The following is a 15,597-nucleotide window of genomic DNA, read 5'->3' on the forward strand; positions in this document are numbered from 1 at the left end:
CTTCCGCTCCGCTACAGCCGCTTCCCCGCTGCCGAGAGCGTCCAGCCTCAACCATGAGGCTTTTTATTCAAACCAACTGGCCCCTTTTTAAACCGGTGCCTGGCCCAATTTTATCCCGGCGTTGACACCAGTGCGCCGAACGCGCCCTGCGTACAGGTATGGCTGTCTGGACAAACGAGGATGGCGCCGGGCAGGATGATGCCCTGTTCGGGTGAGACCACATGGACGATGCCCTGTCGCGGGTCGTCGATGTCGAAGAGGGTGATACCGTGACGCCTGGCACTTTCCCGCATGGAGACGATGAAGTCGGTACCGGTCGGCATCAGCGTCCTGTCGGTGCGCCCGGGTGAGGTGTCGACGATATGATCCATCGTCGCGAACACGCGTGAGGGCTGCATCACCGCACGCCCCGCTTCCTCCAGCGACTTCAACGCGACCCCACCCGTGCGTTCATGCAGCAGCAGGCGATCGATGGCGATCAGGTCCGCACCGCTCTCCAGCGTCATCACGCGGTGAGCGCTCCAGATCTTTTCGGCGAGCGTACGGGGCCCGCCGCCGATGGCATCGGTCATCGTGCAGCGCGGCCGGCAGGAACGGGCGGGCCTGCGATCGCCCCGGCGGCCAGCAGCATGTCGATCTCGTGGGCACCGAAGCCCCATTCCCGCAGAATGCGGCGGCTATCCGCGCCGGGTGAGCGCAGGTCGCGGCGAACGCCCGGGAGGGCACCGTTTATCTCCACCGGCAGGGCGGGCAGGCGAACGGACCGTCCATCCGTCAGCGTCAGGTCGAGCAGGGCACCGTTGGCGTTGAGATGCGCGTCATCCAGCAAATCCTGTGGGCGCGCGATGGGGGCGAAGGCTACGCCGCTTTCCTCCAGCTTTGCCAGCAGGTCTTCACGCGCGAAGCCTTTCGCCAGTTCGCGCACCCTCGGCAGCAGCGTTTCCCGGGCGAGCACACGGGCGTTGTTTTCTGCCAGCGCGGCATCGGCGGCAAGGTCGTCCAGCCCGAAAACCGTGGTGAACGCCTGCCACTGACTGTCGCTGACAACGCCGATGAAGACCTGCTCCTCGGGCCGCGCCGTTTCGAACACGTCGTAAATCGCCCAGGCCGAGATGCGTTCCGGCATCGGGCGAGCGGCATTGCCGGTGACGGCGAGCTGCGCGATGTGCTGACCGACGAGGAATGCCGTGGTCTCGTAAAGCGATGAGCGCACGACCGCGCCTTTGCCGGTGCGGTGGCGCTGCTCCAGCGCGGCGAGAATGCCGATCACGCCGAACATGCCTCCGGTGACGTCGATCACTGAGGCGCCCGCGCGCAAGGGACGGCCGCTTGGGCCCGTCATGTAGGCAAGGCCGCCCATCATCTGCGCCACCTCGTCGAGCGCCGCGCGGTTCTCGTAAGGGCCGGTCAGGAAGCCCTTGGCGCTGTAGTAGACGAGGCCGGGATTGCTCGTGGAGAAATCGTCGGGACCAAGGCCGAGGCCGACCATGGCCCCGGGGCGAAAATTCTCGATGAGGACATCGGCCTGCTCCACCAGCCTGCGCGCTGCGGCGACACCTTCGGGAGACTTGAGGTCTATCGCGATGCTCTGTTTGTTGCGATTGTACATCGGGAAATAGCCCGCGCCGGAGCCAAGTAGCGTGCGGGTGCGGTCGCCCCCGATCGGTTCCACCTTGATCACCTCCGCTCCAAGGTCGGCAAGGATCAGCCCGGTCGAAGGTCCCATCACCATGTGCGAGAATTCGACCACGCGAATGTTCGCGAGAGGAAGGTCGCTGTCCCGTTCGTGCATCTTCGGTTCCGCCTTGACTGCCATTTTGGTATATCTACAGTACAAATCGACATTCGCAAGGATCGTCGTACGCGTGAGGCTGCACAGTGGTCGTACGGCGGACAGTCGGCTCGTCATAGCTGGGGCGACGACGCGGCAGGGCGCACTTATCCTGCTTCAAGTCATGACTCAGGCGATCGGATCCGGGACAAGGGAGCAACTGGAATGAGTGAGATGGTCGGCACGCGCATGATCCGCGAGGACAAGACGGCGCGCGAGCTCTTCGAGCAGGTCATGGCGAACCCCGCCCGCACCAAGTTCGGCTTTGGTGAGAAGCTGGCGATCGTCAACGTTGACTTCCAGAACGCCTATACCCGGATCGACGAGTTCAAGACCGCCTACGAGACCGATCCGCGCCAGATCGAATATACTAACACGATCTCCGCCCTCGCCCGCGCCAAGGGTATGCCGGTGATCTGGACGCACGTTGCCTACACCGACGATGCCAGTGACGCAGGCGTCTGGGGCACGCGCACGAATACGCCGGATTCGCTGCAGAACATCAAGTACCATAGTCGCCGCCACGCCTTCGACGAGCGCTGCGAGATCGCATCTGAGGACATGGTCTATACCAAGCGGATGCCCTCGGCCTTCTTCGAGACGCCGCTGCAAAGCCTGCTGGTATGGCACAAGGTTGATACCCTGGTGATCACCGGCGGTTCCACCTCAGGCTGCGTCCGGGCGACGGCGGTGGATTCCCTCAGCCGAGGCTATCGCACCATCGTCCCCATCGAAACCTGCGCCGACAAGCATGAGAGCTATCACTTCGCCAACCTGACTGACCTGCAGCTCAAGTACGCGGACGTGGAGCCGGTGCAGACCGTCATCAACTGGCTGGAGGCGCGCTGATGCAAGAGGGTGCAGCCGATCCAGGGCTTTACGACTACGTATCCTACCGAGGCCGGACGCCGTTCGCCTGGCCGGGCGGCAAGAAGGCGGCCGTCTGGGTATCCCCCAACCTCGAATTCTACGAACTTGATCCTCCCGCCAACCCGCACCGCAAGTCGTGGGCAAAGCCACATCCGGACGTCGTGGGCTATTCCCACCGCGACCATGCCAACCGCGTCAGCCACTGGCGCATGGCGGACGTGATGACCAAATACGGGTTCCCCGGCTCGGTCTCACTTTCGGTGGCGCTGTGCCAGCACCACCCCCGCGTGGTCGAGGACGCGAACCAGCGCGGCTGGGAATTCTTCAGCCACGGCATCTACAACACCCGTTATTCCTACGGCATGGACGAGGCGCAGGAGCGCCGGATCATCGAGGATTCCATCCGCACCGTGCGCGATGCCACCGGGCAGACGATCAAGGGCTGGCTCGCCCCCGCCCTCACCCACACGCCGCGTACGCTGGACCTGATCGCAGAGTATGGCCTCACCTACACCTGCGATCTCTATCACGATGACCAGCCGATGCCGGTCAACACCGCCAGCGGTCGCCTGATTTCGATGCCCTACAGCCTTGAGGTCAACGACCACTACGGCTTCTTCGTCTACAACATGAGCCCGCGGGACTATGCCGACACTCTCATCCGCCAGTACGAGCGCCTTGCCGCCGAGCCTTCGGGCACGGTCATGTGCATTCCGTTGCACTCGTACCTGATCGGTCAGCCGCACCGCATCGGGCCCTTCGAGGGAGTGCTGCGCCACATCGCCGCCGACGACCGCGCGTGGATCACCCGCTCGGGCGACATCGCGGACCACTGGATCGCCAATGTGGGAGACGCCGCATGAGCCTCGACCCCGCCTACCTCGAATACCCGCGCCGCCGCGAAGGTTACGACCATGACCTCTACACTTGGTCGCCAATGCGCGAACGCCCACGCGTGGCATGGCCTGAAGGCAAGCCTCTGGCGGTCTGGCCGGTGGTCAGCCTCGAATGGTTTCCGATCACGCCGTGCGACACGCCGTTCCGCGCGCCCGGGCACATGCAGACGGCCTATCCGGACTACCGCCACTATACCTCGCGCGAATATGGCTCGCGCGTCGGCGTTTACCGCCTGCTCGATGCCTTTGCGAAGGCTGGCGCCAAGGCCTCCTTTGCCACCAACGCCGCGATTGCGGAGCGCTATCCCTCGCTGATAGCCGACGTGATTGCGGCCGGGCACGAGATCATCGCACATTCCACTGACATGAACGGCACCATCGCCTCCGGCCTCCCCGAAGACGAGGAGCGTGCGCTGATTGCGAGGTCGCTGGATGCGCTGGAGAAGGCCACCGGCACGCGTCCGCGCGGCTGGCACTCGATTGCGCGTTCGCAAAGCTTCGCCACCCCACGCCTCCTCGCAGAAGCGGGCGTCGCCTACTGCTGCGACTGGGTGAATGACGAACTGCCCTACGTCATGACGACCGAGGCGGGCGAACTGATCAACATTCCGCTCAACCACGAGTTGTCGGATCGCCAGATCATCACCGTGCAGCAGCACTCGGCCGACAGCTACGTAGAGCAGATGCTCGATGCGGCCCACTGGCTGACAGCGGAAGCCGCTCGCGAGGGGGGCGGGCGGATGCTGCCGCTGCAACTGACGCCGTACATCATGGCGCTGCCTTACCGGATCGGCTCGCTGGAAGCCCTGCTGACAAAGCTGGCCGAGCGGCCGGACACCTGGTTTGCAACGGGCGCAGACATACTGGACGTGTGGGGAGCCGCACACGGCTGACAACTGCCCAGTCTGCACATGGCCTCGAACTGGCGGCAGGCTGGGCGTACGCCGGCCTGCGGAGTGGCTGAGGCCGAGCCTCACCCACTCCGCGCCCCGATCAGAACCGCATCGTCGCTTCCATGCCGAACTCCGGCGGACGCGGCGCCGATGCATAGAGGCACTGCTGGTTGGTACCATAGGTCGCCGTGTCGCGCTCGATGAACATGCAGTTCGCGGTGGCGCCGGCGAGGCCCGAACCCACGGCGCGCTGGTTGTTCAGGATGTTGCGGCCGAACAGCGCCAGATCAATCCTGTCGCTCGTCAGGTTGAGCCGCGCATCGAGCGTCCAGGCGGAACGCACTTTCACTGTGTTCGACAAGGTGGCGTAGTAGCTGCCGCGGTAGGATCCATCGACCCGCAGCACAGGCTGGAAATCACCGACATCGGGCAGCTTGTATTCGCCGCCGACGAAGCCGTTCCAGTACGGCACATTGGCCTGTGTCAGACCGTCCAGCACGACCGAGCCGTCGGCGCTCACGGGAAAGCCTGCCGTCGAACCGGAACTGATCAGGATCGGATTGGCGTTGGTGAACTCCTGCTTGGCGTATCCAACGGACCCGCGCAGCGTCAGCTGCGGCGTCACACGCCAGTTGGTTTCCGCTTCGAATCCGAGGATGCGTGAGGAGCCGACGTTCCCCACCGCCGAGACGGTGACGGTCTGTCCGTCGATGGTACGATTGATGGTGCTGACCAGTTGCTGGTCCTTCACCTCGTCGTAGAAGCCGGCAAGATTCAGCGTCAGCGCCCCATCGAGGAAGCTGTTCTTGCTACCTATCTCGTAATTGAACAGCTTTTCGGGGTCGGCGTAGACCGGCTGCACGACACCGCCCACTGTCACATACCCGGCGCGGGCGCTTTTTACACCTTTCGAGAACAGGGCATAAAGCGTGTTCTGCGGCGTTGCCTTGTAGCTGAGCGTGACGCGCGGGGTGAAGTCCTTCGAGACCTGCGCGTAATCGGTAGTGGTCGGATAGAAGGCACACTCGGGACAAGCGGGCGCGAAGATTCTTTCGCGTGCGTATCGGCCTTCAAGACTCAATGTGAGCTGCTGGGTGAAATCCCAGTCCAATCCGCCGAATACCGCCCGGTTCTCGAGCCGATCGTCACGAGTACGCCCGGAAGGGTTGGACGCCGTGGCGAACGAGTTGAAGCCGGTATCGTCGCGTTCCCAGAAGTAATAGACGCCAAGGCGCCAGCGCAGCGGCTTGTCTCCTGGCGAAAGAAGCATAAGTTGGTGGCTGGTGTTGGTGAACTTCTCATAAGAAGGGAAAGTGCCCAGCGATGCCGCTCGCAGCGTGACTTCGTTGTTGGCCAGCGCGTCGCCAAACACGCGGTCCTGCCCTGGCCCGGAAGCTCGCGGGACGTTTGGCGCGTCAGCGGTACGCGATTCATTTACGTAGCCGCCACGATAGCTGAGTTCGTAGTCACCGAAATACTTGCTGACCACAGCACTCGCGAACCAGCGGTCGCGTTCATATCCGCGCGCGCCGCTGGTGCCGATGTTGTCGATGTCGGGATCGGGCAGGTAATCCGGGAAGAACGCGCCATTGCCGCGGGCGAAGGGCGTGACATCGACACCCGACTGCAGCCATTCGCGCGGATGCTGCACGACTTGTGCGGCGATGGAATCGCGATCGTGCTGGTACATGCCACGCAGCTTGATGGAGAATGTATCGTCCGGTTTGAAGTAAAGCGTTCCGGAGACCGCCTGCGTGCGCTCCCGCCCGATCGGCGCCCGGCCATCCACGGAGCGGGCAATGGCACCGTTCTGAAACACCGAACCGGCCACCGAGGCCCAGAGCTTGTCCTGCACCAGCGGAGCGGTGATCGTGCCGCCGAAGTAATAGTTCGCATCCGGCGCGGAGTTCATCAGGCTGCCTCGCGCCTTCACGAAACCCGTGACGCTGTCACCCGACGGATCGACAGTGACGTAGTTGATGGCGCCGCTGTACGTCGCGCGTCCGAAGTTCGCGCTTTGCGGTCCCTTGATGACTTCGACGCGCTGCAGGTTTTCGAGATCGAGTGAGGCCAACTGCCCTGAAAGCGCCACACCATCGATGAATACGGAGATGCCCTGGTAACGTTCGTCCGACGTATTTGGAGCGAGGCCGCGTAGAGAATAGGCGGAAGGATCGTTGCGTCCGGCGCCGCCGAACAGGCTGAGGTTGGGCGTGACCTTCTGGAGATCGCGCACGTCACGGATCTGGGCGCTGGAAAGATCGTCACTGGTCAGTGCCGTGATCGCGAGAGGAACTTCCTGCAAGGTTTCCCTGCGGCTCTTGGCCGTCACGATGATGGCATTCCCCGAAGCATCCGCTTCACCGGAAACCTGGGCAAAGGCGGGCGTACTACTTAGCATCGTCGCTATCGCGGCAACGCCGACTGAATAGGCAACAGTCCTCATGATACCGACTTCCCCTTTAATTCCTATTATGCTTTAGACATTAAAGCCGATCCTCGTGGTAACTCATCACGTTTTTAGCACAACAACGGCATCTTCATTCCCCAACTGGCGAATATTTGTATAGTTTTATCGGTTATAAATAAAACTTTGTCTTGACGGTTGTCTCAGCCACTGCCGCCGTCGCATCGCTCACGGCCGATCTTCCGGCGCAGGACCGGAACGAGACCTTCACCGAAAAGCCGGACATCCTCGATCGTGTAGAAGCCGTTAAGCAGGAAGCGATCGACACCTGCGGCGTGATACCGAACCAACTGATCCGCTACCTGGTCGGGCGTCCCCACAAGGGCCGTGGCGTGAAGCCGTCCCTGCGTGGCCTGCGTCATGCCGGTCCACAAGCGCTCGTCCAGGCGCTCGCCCATGGCTGCCTGTCGCCGCAAAGCCAGAGTGCCCGGGTCGTCAGCGCCCTTGTCCCGCCCGATCTGCGCACCGGCCGCAAGATGAGACATGACGGTGTCCAGCAACCGCTCCGCCTTCTGCCACGCGGCCTCCTCAGTATCCGAAACGATGACGCGCATCGACATGGACACTTCCGGATTGCGCCCGTGCAGTGCGGCCTCTGCCTTGAAGCGCTCGATCGTCGCGCGCGTCTCCGCGAGCGGCGCCGGTCCGATGGCGTAAACGTCACAGACCTGCGAACCCATTTCCACGGCAGCGGTAGAGTTACCGGCCCAGAAGATCGGGATCTGCTGCTGCACCGGCTTCACCAGCGAGAACGCGCCGTTGAAGCGATACCATTCCCCGGCATGATCGAAGGGAACTTCGCTTGACCACATGCGCCGCAGGATCTCCACATATTCGCGGCTTCGGCAGTAGCGCTGGTCCTTGGTCAGGAAATCGCCGTCGGCCTGCGTCTCCACGTCGCTGGCTCCGGTGATGATGTGGACTCCGGCGCGCCCTTCGCTCACCCGGTCCAGGGTGGCGAACATGCGGGCGGCCATGGTCGGCGCGATGAAGCCGGGCCGATGCGCAACCATGAACTTCAGCGTTCTCGTCACCGCCGCAACATGTGCGGCGGTGGTCAGCGGATCCGGCCAGGTCGCCGTTTGCCCGACCAGCACGCGGTCGAAGCCGGCCGCCTCATGCGCCACAGCGTAATCGCGGATGAACTGCGGATCATAGACGCCCCTTAGCGGATGCGCCTCCGAAGAATCCGCGAAGAAATGCAGCCCGATGACCTCGAATGTCATGGCAGCACCTCCACACGCGCTTCCCGTTGAGCGACCTTTCGCCTCAGTGCGGGGATGATGTCGCGTCCTATGGTTTCGGCATCGGCAATCGGATCGTAGCCGCGCAGGATGAACTTGTGGACGCCGGCATCCCAGTAATCCATGATCGCATCGACAAGCTGATCCGGATCACCGACCAGGGTACCGCTGTTGCTGTGCGCCCCGCGGATCTCGTTGATGCCATTCCAGAAGCATTTCTCGAGGCGTTCGCCGCGTCCGGCAAGTTCCGCCGTGCGCGCGAAGCCAGCGGCGCTTGCGGCGACCGTGTTCTTCTCCGCCTTGCCCTCAAGCGCCGCTATGCGCGTCTTGAGATCGGCCGCCTGTGCCCATGCCTTATCCTCACTTTCCCCGACCACGAGGCGCAGCGATACGAGGAAATCGGGCTTGCGACCCAGCGGCGTTGCCACCGCAGTGACCTTCTGCACGACCTCCGTCATGCCGGCGACCGTATCGCTGAGCGTCGCGAAGACGTCCGCGCAGGCCGCACCGGTGGCGATCGCCGCAGGAGACATGCCTCCGAAGAAAACCGGAATGGATCCGTTCACCGGCTTGATCTCGGCAAAGCCGCCGTTGAAGCGGTACCACCTGCCGTTATGATCGACTGGCGTCGTGCTGGACCAGATCCGGCGGAGAATAGCGATATATTCCAGACTGCGGTCGTAGCGCTCCTCCTTGGTGTGGAAGTCACCGTCGCACTGCATCTCGATATCGCTGGCGCCAGTGATGACATGCACGCCCAGCCGCCCCCCCAGAAGCCGGTCCAGCGTCGCCAGCATCCGCGCCGCCATCGTCGGCGCTATGAAACCGGGCCGATGCGCCAGCATGACGCCCAGCCGCTCCGTCACCGCGCCGACGTACGCGGCCGTCGTGAAGTTGTCCGGCATCATCGCGGCATTGGCGATCAGCACCCGATCGTACCCCGCTGCTTCCTGCACTTTGGCAAGGCGCACGACGGCGTCGATATCGTAGTGCGACACCGGCACCGGCGACAGTTCGGAGGACAGATTATGATTGATGAGGCCGTTGATTTCGATCGGCATGGACGCTCCCGTGCAGGTCTCGCTTGTCTGAAGAGCAGCCTACGAAGAGCGTGCGGCGTCGCCGCAGGACAAGGCGCGGCACTGTTCGCCCTGCGGGAATAAACACTGCGTGGCGTGCCTTTTGCGCACAGAACGCATAGGATGATAAGGTAGCCGTATAACCCGCGTCGGATCGGGCCTGCCGTTTGCTCCACTAGGCGGACACTGCCACCTGCTGTAGTTGCAGACCGGCCTTCACCTGCCCTGCATAGCCGCTGATCGCGCCGCAGGGGACTGACAGACAAATGGCCACGCTATCCCATCCATCCCGTCGCATGTTCCTGGCGGGAGCCTTGCAGGGACTGACCATGGCCTGCGCGACGTCCCGGAGGGTACCCGGCGGCGCAGCAATGCCCCCGCCGCGCCGCGTTGCTCTTGCCGGACCGGGCGGACGCGCGATTGCGGTCAGCGATTGGCGGCCAGCGGGACGCACGAGCGGAACAGTCCTGTTCTCCCACGGCGCCCGGTCCGCACCCTGGCGATACGACCGCATCCTGCAGCCGGTACTGGCCGCCGGCTACCGCGTACTGGCGCCGCTGCACGTCGACTCCACTGATCACCCGCGCACAGCTGAATTCAAGGGACTGGCCAGCTGGCGATGCCGCATCGAAGACATGCGGGCACTGATCGTCTCCATCGGCGATGCGCCATTCGTCGCTATGGGCCACAGTTATGGCGGCCTCATCGCCACGGTGCTTGGCGGAGCCGCCGGCGTGGTCCCGGATGGGCTGGACGGGCCCCTCGTACCACGGCTGGCGACCAGCACGCTCGCCTTCTCACCACCCGCGCCGATACCGGTGATGATGACGCGAGAGGGCTATGGCGCGCTTGCGGTCCCGGCCCTGATCCAGACCGGCACGCTGGATGTCCCGCCTGGAACGCCCGCCGGCAACGTGGATGCCTGGAAAGGCCACCTCACACCTTTCGAGGCCGCTCCGCCGTCAGGCCATCGCTATGCGCTCGTTCTGGAAGGCGTGGACCACTACTTCGGCGGCGCCATCTGTGACGCCAATCAGCCGGGGCCGATGCAACTGGACGGCATCGCGCGCGCCAATGCCGTGGCCGGTCTGTTTCTCGACGCCTTTGCCACAGGCGAAACCGATGCGGCTGCGCTGGCGCGCCTCGACGCAGGGCTTACCGATGCCCTGCCCACGCGACTGGTGCGGCGCTGACAGCCGCCATCACCGGCTCCAGCAATCCTGCAGTCGGCGCCATGCTGCGGCTTCGACGGCAGCCAGATCCTCGAACCGCGCCGGTGCCTGGTCCGGCCAGCGATTGGCCGGCCAGTGCAGCGCCGGATCGGGCCGCACGTCCGTCCGCGGCTGTATCTGCGCCAGGAAATTGGCGGATGCCTGTTCGCGCCATGCCCGCAAGGCGGCGAGGTCAATGGTTGCGAGGGCGACGGCCGGGTCGGTCGCCGAATTGCGGGAGACCTCGCCGCCCTTGAAGTCGTGAACGGCCGAGCGCGGCGCTTCCGGCGCGCCGATGTTCGCCGTCACGAGGTACGTCATGTTCTCGAAAGCGCGGACGCTGCGCACATGCTCGGCCCCGGCCCTTTGCAGGTAATCCAGGTGCGGAGCGGCAGCCACCGGATTGACGATCACTTCGGCTCCCTTGAGTGCCAGCGACCGGCATACCTCCGGCCAGTGCAGTTCGCCCCCGATCGTGGCGCCCAGTCGGCCGATGGCGGTGTCAGCGACGGGGTGAAATGCATCCTGCCCGAGTATTTCGACAAAGCGGTCGTGCACATCCGTCGGGCTGGTACGCAGCGACAAGGAATAACTTTTGCGGTGGACCAGCACCAAGCCGTCATCCGGTCCGATAATGATGCAGGAAAGGAAATAGCGGCCCGGAAACGCGGCATGGCGCTCCGGCACCTGCACCGCGATGAACGCCCGGGAGCGGTGAGCGGCCTGCGCAATCCTATCGATTGGGCGGCTGTCGATCTCCACGGCGGCCTCGCACCACGCTTCGGCGGGTACCATGGCGTGACCGGTAAGGCCGAACTGCGGAAAGACGATCAGCCGGGCACCGTGCAGTTCTGCCATCCGCACAACCTCGGCAGCGCATTGAACGATGTTGCTATCGAACGCCTCGTCATCGACTGTACCCCCGCGAAAGATACAGCGCGGCACCATGGCCACGGCGGCGGCCACATACGGTTGGGGATCGGCGGGTTCCATTGGGTCCAGCGATAGGCGCGCACCGGCGGCAGAGCCTTGGACGTGTCCGGTTTACCCGCCTGCCGATCAATCCGCAGCAGGGCCGGTAGCGCTATGCGGGCTGATCATGCCTCATTGCAATCTACTGATTGGAGCCAGGGAGACACTCTCGGCATCATCGCTCTTTTCAACGAGGGGGAACAGACGATGGGCGTTCAAGATCATGCGAGCACGGGCAAGCCTAGGCGGCGCGGCCTGCGCATCGCGGGTGGCATCATCGGCGCGGCGGCGCTCCTCGCGGCGGGCACGCTGGGCACGATGCGCCTGGGCTGGTGGAACCCCAGCTACGATGAAGTCGTGGCAGAGCAGGCGACCGGCCCCTCCAGGTTCGAGATGGTGGGGCCTGTCAAGCTCCACGTCCGCGATGAAGGACAGGGTCCTGTCATCCTGATGTTGCACAGTTCCATGTCGAACCTGCGGATATGGGATGGCTGGGCCGATCAGTTGAAAAAGTCTTACCGCGTGGTCCGGTTCGACTGGCCTCCCTACGGCATGTCGGTCGATCCCCGCGCGTCACAGGGAATGCCAACTGTCGTCGATCTGATCGAGCGCTTCGTCGCTCAAAAGAAGCTGCGCAACTTCGTGATCGTCGCCAGTTCCAGCGGCGCCACCATCGCCACCATGTATACCGCCCGCCATCCCGAGCACGTCAGGGCGCTGGCTGTATCGACGCTTCCGCTCAAGGCTCCGCCACCCACCCAAACCTCAAGGCTGGTATCGACGATGTCATGGATGCACGAGAACCTCGTGCCGAACTACATGCCGGAAGTCTTCTACCGCCATTCGCTGGCGGAACTCTACGGGCGGCTAGAGAGGCTCAAACCTGAAACGGTGCGCTGGTATTACCTCACCAACAACATCCCGGGCGGCTTCGCGCGGGTGAAGACGTACTATCTCGCCAACACGAAATCGGTCTGGAAATCGGGTGCAGGCGAAGCTGCGGCGGCGGTGAAGGTGCCGGTGCTGCTGCAGTGGGGAGACCGCGACATCGTGATCCCGAAGGATCGCGCCGAGGATGCGCGCACGATGTTCGCGAACGCCCCTATGACCATCATCCATTATCCGGACGTGGGCCACTATCCGATGATCGAACTGCCCGAAAGAACCGGACAGGATCTTCGCAAGTGGATTGATGCATTGTCTCCGGTGGCTGCAGACTGATTCACCGCCCTGCGGAGAATGCCTTCGGAGAGCTGGACGGGAGCCACCATCGCCCGGAGCCTGCATCCTTTCCGTCAGCCGCATTGGGTGGGCCATGGATCTTCGTCAGTTACGGCACTTCATCGCGGTTGCCGAACTCGGCAACTTCTCACGCGCGGCGGAACGGGTCTGTCTGACCCAGCCCGCCCTGACGCGCAGCATCAAGACCCTGGAAGACGACATCGACGCGCGCCTTTTCGACCGCCGCTCCAATGGGGTGGAATTGACCCCCGCAGGCGGCGCCCTGCTGGAGCACGCGCGACTGATGGTCAACGAGCATGAACGCGCCCAGCAGCGGATCGCTCTGGCAAAGCGCGGTCTGGGCGAGGAACTGGTGGTTGCGCTCTGCCCGTTTCAGGCAGAGATGGGTGTGCGCCCCATCATCGCCGCATTCACGCGTGAAAATCCCGACATTTCCATGCGTGTGGTCGAAGGTCACGTGGCGGAAACCGTTCCGGCCCTGATGGAACGAAAGGTGGACGTCGTGTTCACCACCGTGCCGCCAACGACGATGGTAGAAAAGCTCGTTTATGAGCGCATCAGGAGCACGCCCTGCTCGATCTACGCCGCCTCGGATCATCCGCTGGCGCGCCGCAGTGGACTGACGCCGTCGGAGCTTTCCCGCTGGGCTTGGGCGACGCTCGACCAAAAGCATGCCCTGGACGCGCTGCGCTCCTACTTCGCCACCGGCAACTCCGGAATGCCAGCGGCCGGTATCCGAAGCGGCTGCGTTTCGTTCCTGAGGGAGATGGTCGTGAAGGAAGGAATGCTGGGTGTTCTTCCAGACGCCATCATGGCCAAGGCTGGCGCCGTCGCGCTCCATGTCGAGCGTCCGCCGCGCCCGCTGCGTGGCGGCCTGCTGTTCCGGGCCGACGCGGAGATCAAGCAATCGGCGGAACGGTTCGCCGACAAGCTGCGCAAGCACCTGATCCGCCAAGACGCGGAGGACCGGCTGATGCCGTCGTCGATGAATGGCTCCGCCCCGGCGGCCGGCGCCTCGCCGCGTCCGCCGCAGGCCAACTGACCTTCAGCCGCGGACGTCCTCCTCCGCCACATCTCTCCTCACCGCGTCACGTGGGCTCCCCGGTGGGATCCGGCGCCGGATCGAGGGCCGGCATCTCTTCCGCGACCAGGGCATCCGCGTCCAGGCGATAGAAGAACATCGTGATGAAGGCGCCAGCCATCGCCAGCGCCGGAATCACGGATTCACACATCATGATGGCCCACTCCGCACGCGCGCCCTGCGCCTGCGCGGCGCCCCCGGCGGACGACACATAGCCCATGGCTGAAAGAAACGCTCCCAAAGCGGCCAGTGCCGCCGCCGAAGACAGCTTGTCCAGCAACGTGGTGATGCCCGCGAATGCGCCTTCCCGACGTTCGCCGCTGCGCACGAAGTCGTAACGAACCGCGTCCGACAGCAATGCATAAGCGCACAGGATCATGCCGCCACCTGCAAATCCGCCCACGAGCGCCCGCGCGCTCACGCCGAAGATACCTTCACCAGCGCCTGCGAGCAGCCAGGACATGTGGTTGATGCCGTACACCGCCAACGCGATCATGTAGCACGCCTTGCGGCCGATATGGCGCGCAGCGAAAACCCAGACGGGCATGGCGATGACCATCGCGACGGTGGAAAGCATGAAGTACGTGCCCAGCATCGCATCGCCTACCTTCAGCACCACGCGGGTGAAGTACGCCAGAGTCGCCGATCCGATGACTGTGCCGAACAGCAGGAAGACATGAGCGATGGCCAGCACCTGAAAGGGCCTGTTAGCCCAGATACTTGTCAGTTGCTGCCATAGGTTTACATGCCCGCGTCGCTCCGCGATGTCGGCACGCGGTGCCGTTCGCGGCGCATCGCGCAGGAGCCTCACGGCGGCCAGCGTTGCACCAAACACGATGGCCCCGACCAGCGCCGCCAGGATCAGGTGGCTCTGCCTGCCGGGTCCTATCATACCCAACAGCCACGTCGGCAAGGTGGACCCAAGCAAGGCGCCGATCGCATTCCCATACGTCCGCCACGCCATGAGCCGCGCGCGTTCGTCAGGGTCGGTCGAGCTTTCGACCACCATCGCAAAGCCCGGTATCGTCATCAGCGTATAGCCGGAGGCATGGATCACCAGCGCCAAGGTCACGAAGATCTCTGTCAGCAGGATCGAACCGACGTCAGGCGCGCCGAACAGCATCACCACGCCCAGCGGCATCGCGAGCCCGCCTGCGAAGAGGAACGGCAGGCGTCGTCCCCAGCGGGACTGAAAGCGGTCGCTCCAGGCGCCGACGGTGGGATCGAGGAAGCCGTCGTAGATCTTGACCAGCGCGAAGATCAGGCCCGCGGTCCCGGCCGAGATCGCCAGGCTATCCGTCATGAACCGCAGGCCCAGCACCGTAACCACGTTCTGCCCGGCCGCATGGGCCAGCGGGATCAGCAGCGATCCAATCCGAATCGACCACGGTCCCGACCGTGCAATCCGTGGTCGCGTTATTGAATGCAGTGTCGATGCCATGCCGCTCTCCGTGCTTGTCCGACAGAGCAGAACAGGCAGCGGCTCGCGATGACCAAATGCTGTTTGTTGATATGTCCGCAAGGTGGATTTGCCCTACGGGCGGGCCCCAAGGCCTTTGCTGCAGCGCTGGACGTCAAGCAGACCGATGGCTCGGGCGGCGGAGCTGAAAAGTTCTATTTCCCCTTCCAGACGCCCGGTCGCTTTTCCACGAACGCGGCCATGCCTTCGGCCTTGTCCTCGGTGGAGGTCAGGACCTGGAACATGCGACGCTCCAGCACGAGGCCGGTGTCCAGCGTCGTCTCGAAGGCGAGGTTGACCATTTCCTTGTTCATCATCGCTGCCAGCGGCGGCATGGCGGCGATCGTCTGCG

At 63.9% G+C, this 15,597-nt stretch carries 14 protein-coding genes; 6 read left to right on the forward strand and 8 right to left on the reverse strand.

Going from position 1 to position 15,597, the window contains the following annotated elements:
• Window positions 1–110: 110 nt before the first annotated feature.
• Window positions 111–572: an aconitase family protein gene (locus C2R25_RS14855; RefSeq protein ID WP_103729958.1), complete on the reverse strand. Its 462-nt coding sequence runs from the start codon at window positions 570–572 to the stop codon at window positions 111–113.
• Window positions 569–1,816, reverse strand: coding sequence for a CaiB/BaiF CoA-transferase family protein (locus C2R25_RS14860; protein WP_233204026.1), 1,248 nt, complete (start codon window positions 1,814–1,816; stop codon window positions 569–571). Before C2R25_RS14860 ends, C2R25_RS14855 begins: the two co-directional genes overlap by 4 nt.
• A gap of 180 nt (window positions 1,817–1,996) precedes the next feature.
• Here C2R25_RS14860 and C2R25_RS14865 point away from each other — a divergent pair, with 180 nt between their 5' ends.
• Genes C2R25_RS14865 through C2R25_RS14875 form a run of 3 tightly spaced genes read left to right on the forward strand, consistent with a single transcriptional unit; the run spans window position 1,997 to window position 4,490 of the window.
• Window positions 1,997–2,680, forward strand: a complete 684-nt coding sequence (locus tag C2R25_RS14865; RefSeq protein WP_199183851.1) for an isochorismatase family protein — start codon at window positions 1,997–1,999, stop codon at window positions 2,678–2,680.
• Window positions 2,680–3,564 carry a polysaccharide deacetylase family protein gene (locus C2R25_RS14870; protein ID WP_103729959.1) on the forward strand — a complete coding sequence of 295 codons (885 nt, stop codon included), beginning with the start codon at window positions 2,680–2,682 and terminating at the stop codon, window positions 3,562–3,564. The genes C2R25_RS14865 and C2R25_RS14870 overlap by 1 nt, the downstream gene beginning before the upstream one ends.
• Entirely contained in the window at window positions 3,561–4,490 is a 930-nt protein-coding gene (locus C2R25_RS14875) for a polysaccharide deacetylase family protein (protein WP_103729960.1), read from the forward strand. Before C2R25_RS14870 ends, C2R25_RS14875 begins: the two co-directional genes overlap by 4 nt.
• Before the next feature lie 100 nt (window positions 4,491–4,590).
• Here the strand turns inward: C2R25_RS14875 and C2R25_RS14880 are convergent, their stop codons facing one another.
• From C2R25_RS14880 to C2R25_RS14890, 3 genes are all read right to left on the reverse strand, one after another.
• Window positions 4,591–6,936 (reverse strand): TonB-dependent receptor, encoded by a 2,346-nt coding sequence (locus C2R25_RS14880; RefSeq protein ID WP_103729961.1) that lies wholly within the window; start codon window positions 6,934–6,936, stop codon window positions 4,591–4,593.
• A 164-nt stretch (window positions 6,937–7,100) separates the two neighbouring features.
• On the reverse strand, window positions 7,101–8,183 hold the full coding sequence (locus C2R25_RS14885; RefSeq protein WP_103729962.1) for an LLM class flavin-dependent oxidoreductase: 1,083 nt from the start codon (window positions 8,181–8,183) through the stop codon (window positions 7,101–7,103).
• The gene (locus C2R25_RS14890) at window positions 8,180–9,262 is read right to left on the reverse strand and encodes an LLM class flavin-dependent oxidoreductase (RefSeq protein ID WP_103729963.1); all 1,083 of its coding nucleotides are present in this window, start codon (window positions 9,260–9,262) and stop codon (window positions 8,180–8,182) included. The genes C2R25_RS14885 and C2R25_RS14890 overlap by 4 nt, the downstream gene beginning before the upstream one ends.
• Before the next feature lie 284 nt (window positions 9,263–9,546).
• Here C2R25_RS14890 and C2R25_RS14895 point away from each other — a divergent pair, with 284 nt between their 5' ends.
• Window positions 9,547–10,473, forward strand: a complete 927-nt coding sequence (locus tag C2R25_RS14895) for an alpha/beta hydrolase (RefSeq protein ID WP_103729964.1) — start codon at window positions 9,547–9,549, stop codon at window positions 10,471–10,473.
• Window positions 10,474–10,482: 9 nt separating this feature from the next.
• Here C2R25_RS14895 and C2R25_RS14900 read toward each other — a convergent pair whose 3' ends face one another.
• On the reverse strand, window positions 10,483–11,484 hold the full coding sequence (locus C2R25_RS14900) for a nitrilase-related carbon-nitrogen hydrolase (RefSeq protein WP_103729965.1): 1,002 nt from the start codon (window positions 11,482–11,484) through the stop codon (window positions 10,483–10,485).
• A gap of 186 nt (window positions 11,485–11,670) precedes the next feature.
• On the opposite strand from C2R25_RS14900, the gene C2R25_RS14905 reads away from it, so the two are divergent.
• Both C2R25_RS14905 and C2R25_RS14910 read left to right on the forward strand, forming a co-directional pair.
• Window positions 11,671–12,684 (forward strand): alpha/beta fold hydrolase, encoded by a 1,014-nt coding sequence (locus C2R25_RS14905; RefSeq protein ID WP_103729966.1) that lies wholly within the window; start codon window positions 11,671–11,673, stop codon window positions 12,682–12,684.
• Between the two features lie 94 nt (window positions 12,685–12,778).
• Window positions 12,779–13,747: a LysR family transcriptional regulator gene (locus C2R25_RS14910; RefSeq protein WP_158250686.1), complete on the forward strand. Its 969-nt coding sequence runs from the start codon at window positions 12,779–12,781 to the stop codon at window positions 13,745–13,747.
• A 46-nt stretch (window positions 13,748–13,793) separates the two neighbouring features.
• Here C2R25_RS14910 and C2R25_RS14915 read toward each other — a convergent pair whose 3' ends face one another.
• On the reverse strand, window positions 13,794–15,227 hold the full coding sequence (locus tag C2R25_RS14915) for an MFS transporter (RefSeq protein WP_103729968.1): 1,434 nt from the start codon (window positions 15,225–15,227) through the stop codon (window positions 13,794–13,796).
• A gap of 173 nt (window positions 15,228–15,400) precedes the next feature.
• The coding region (locus tag C2R25_RS14920) for an enoyl-CoA hydratase-related protein (protein WP_233204027.1) at window positions 15,401–15,597 on the reverse strand (197 nt) is incomplete at its 5' end.

The sequence above is a fragment of the Novosphingobium sp. HII-3 genome (genome assembly GCF_002916655.1).
Lineage (GTDB): Bacteria > Pseudomonadota > Alphaproteobacteria > Sphingomonadales > Sphingomonadaceae > Novosphingobium > Novosphingobium panipatense.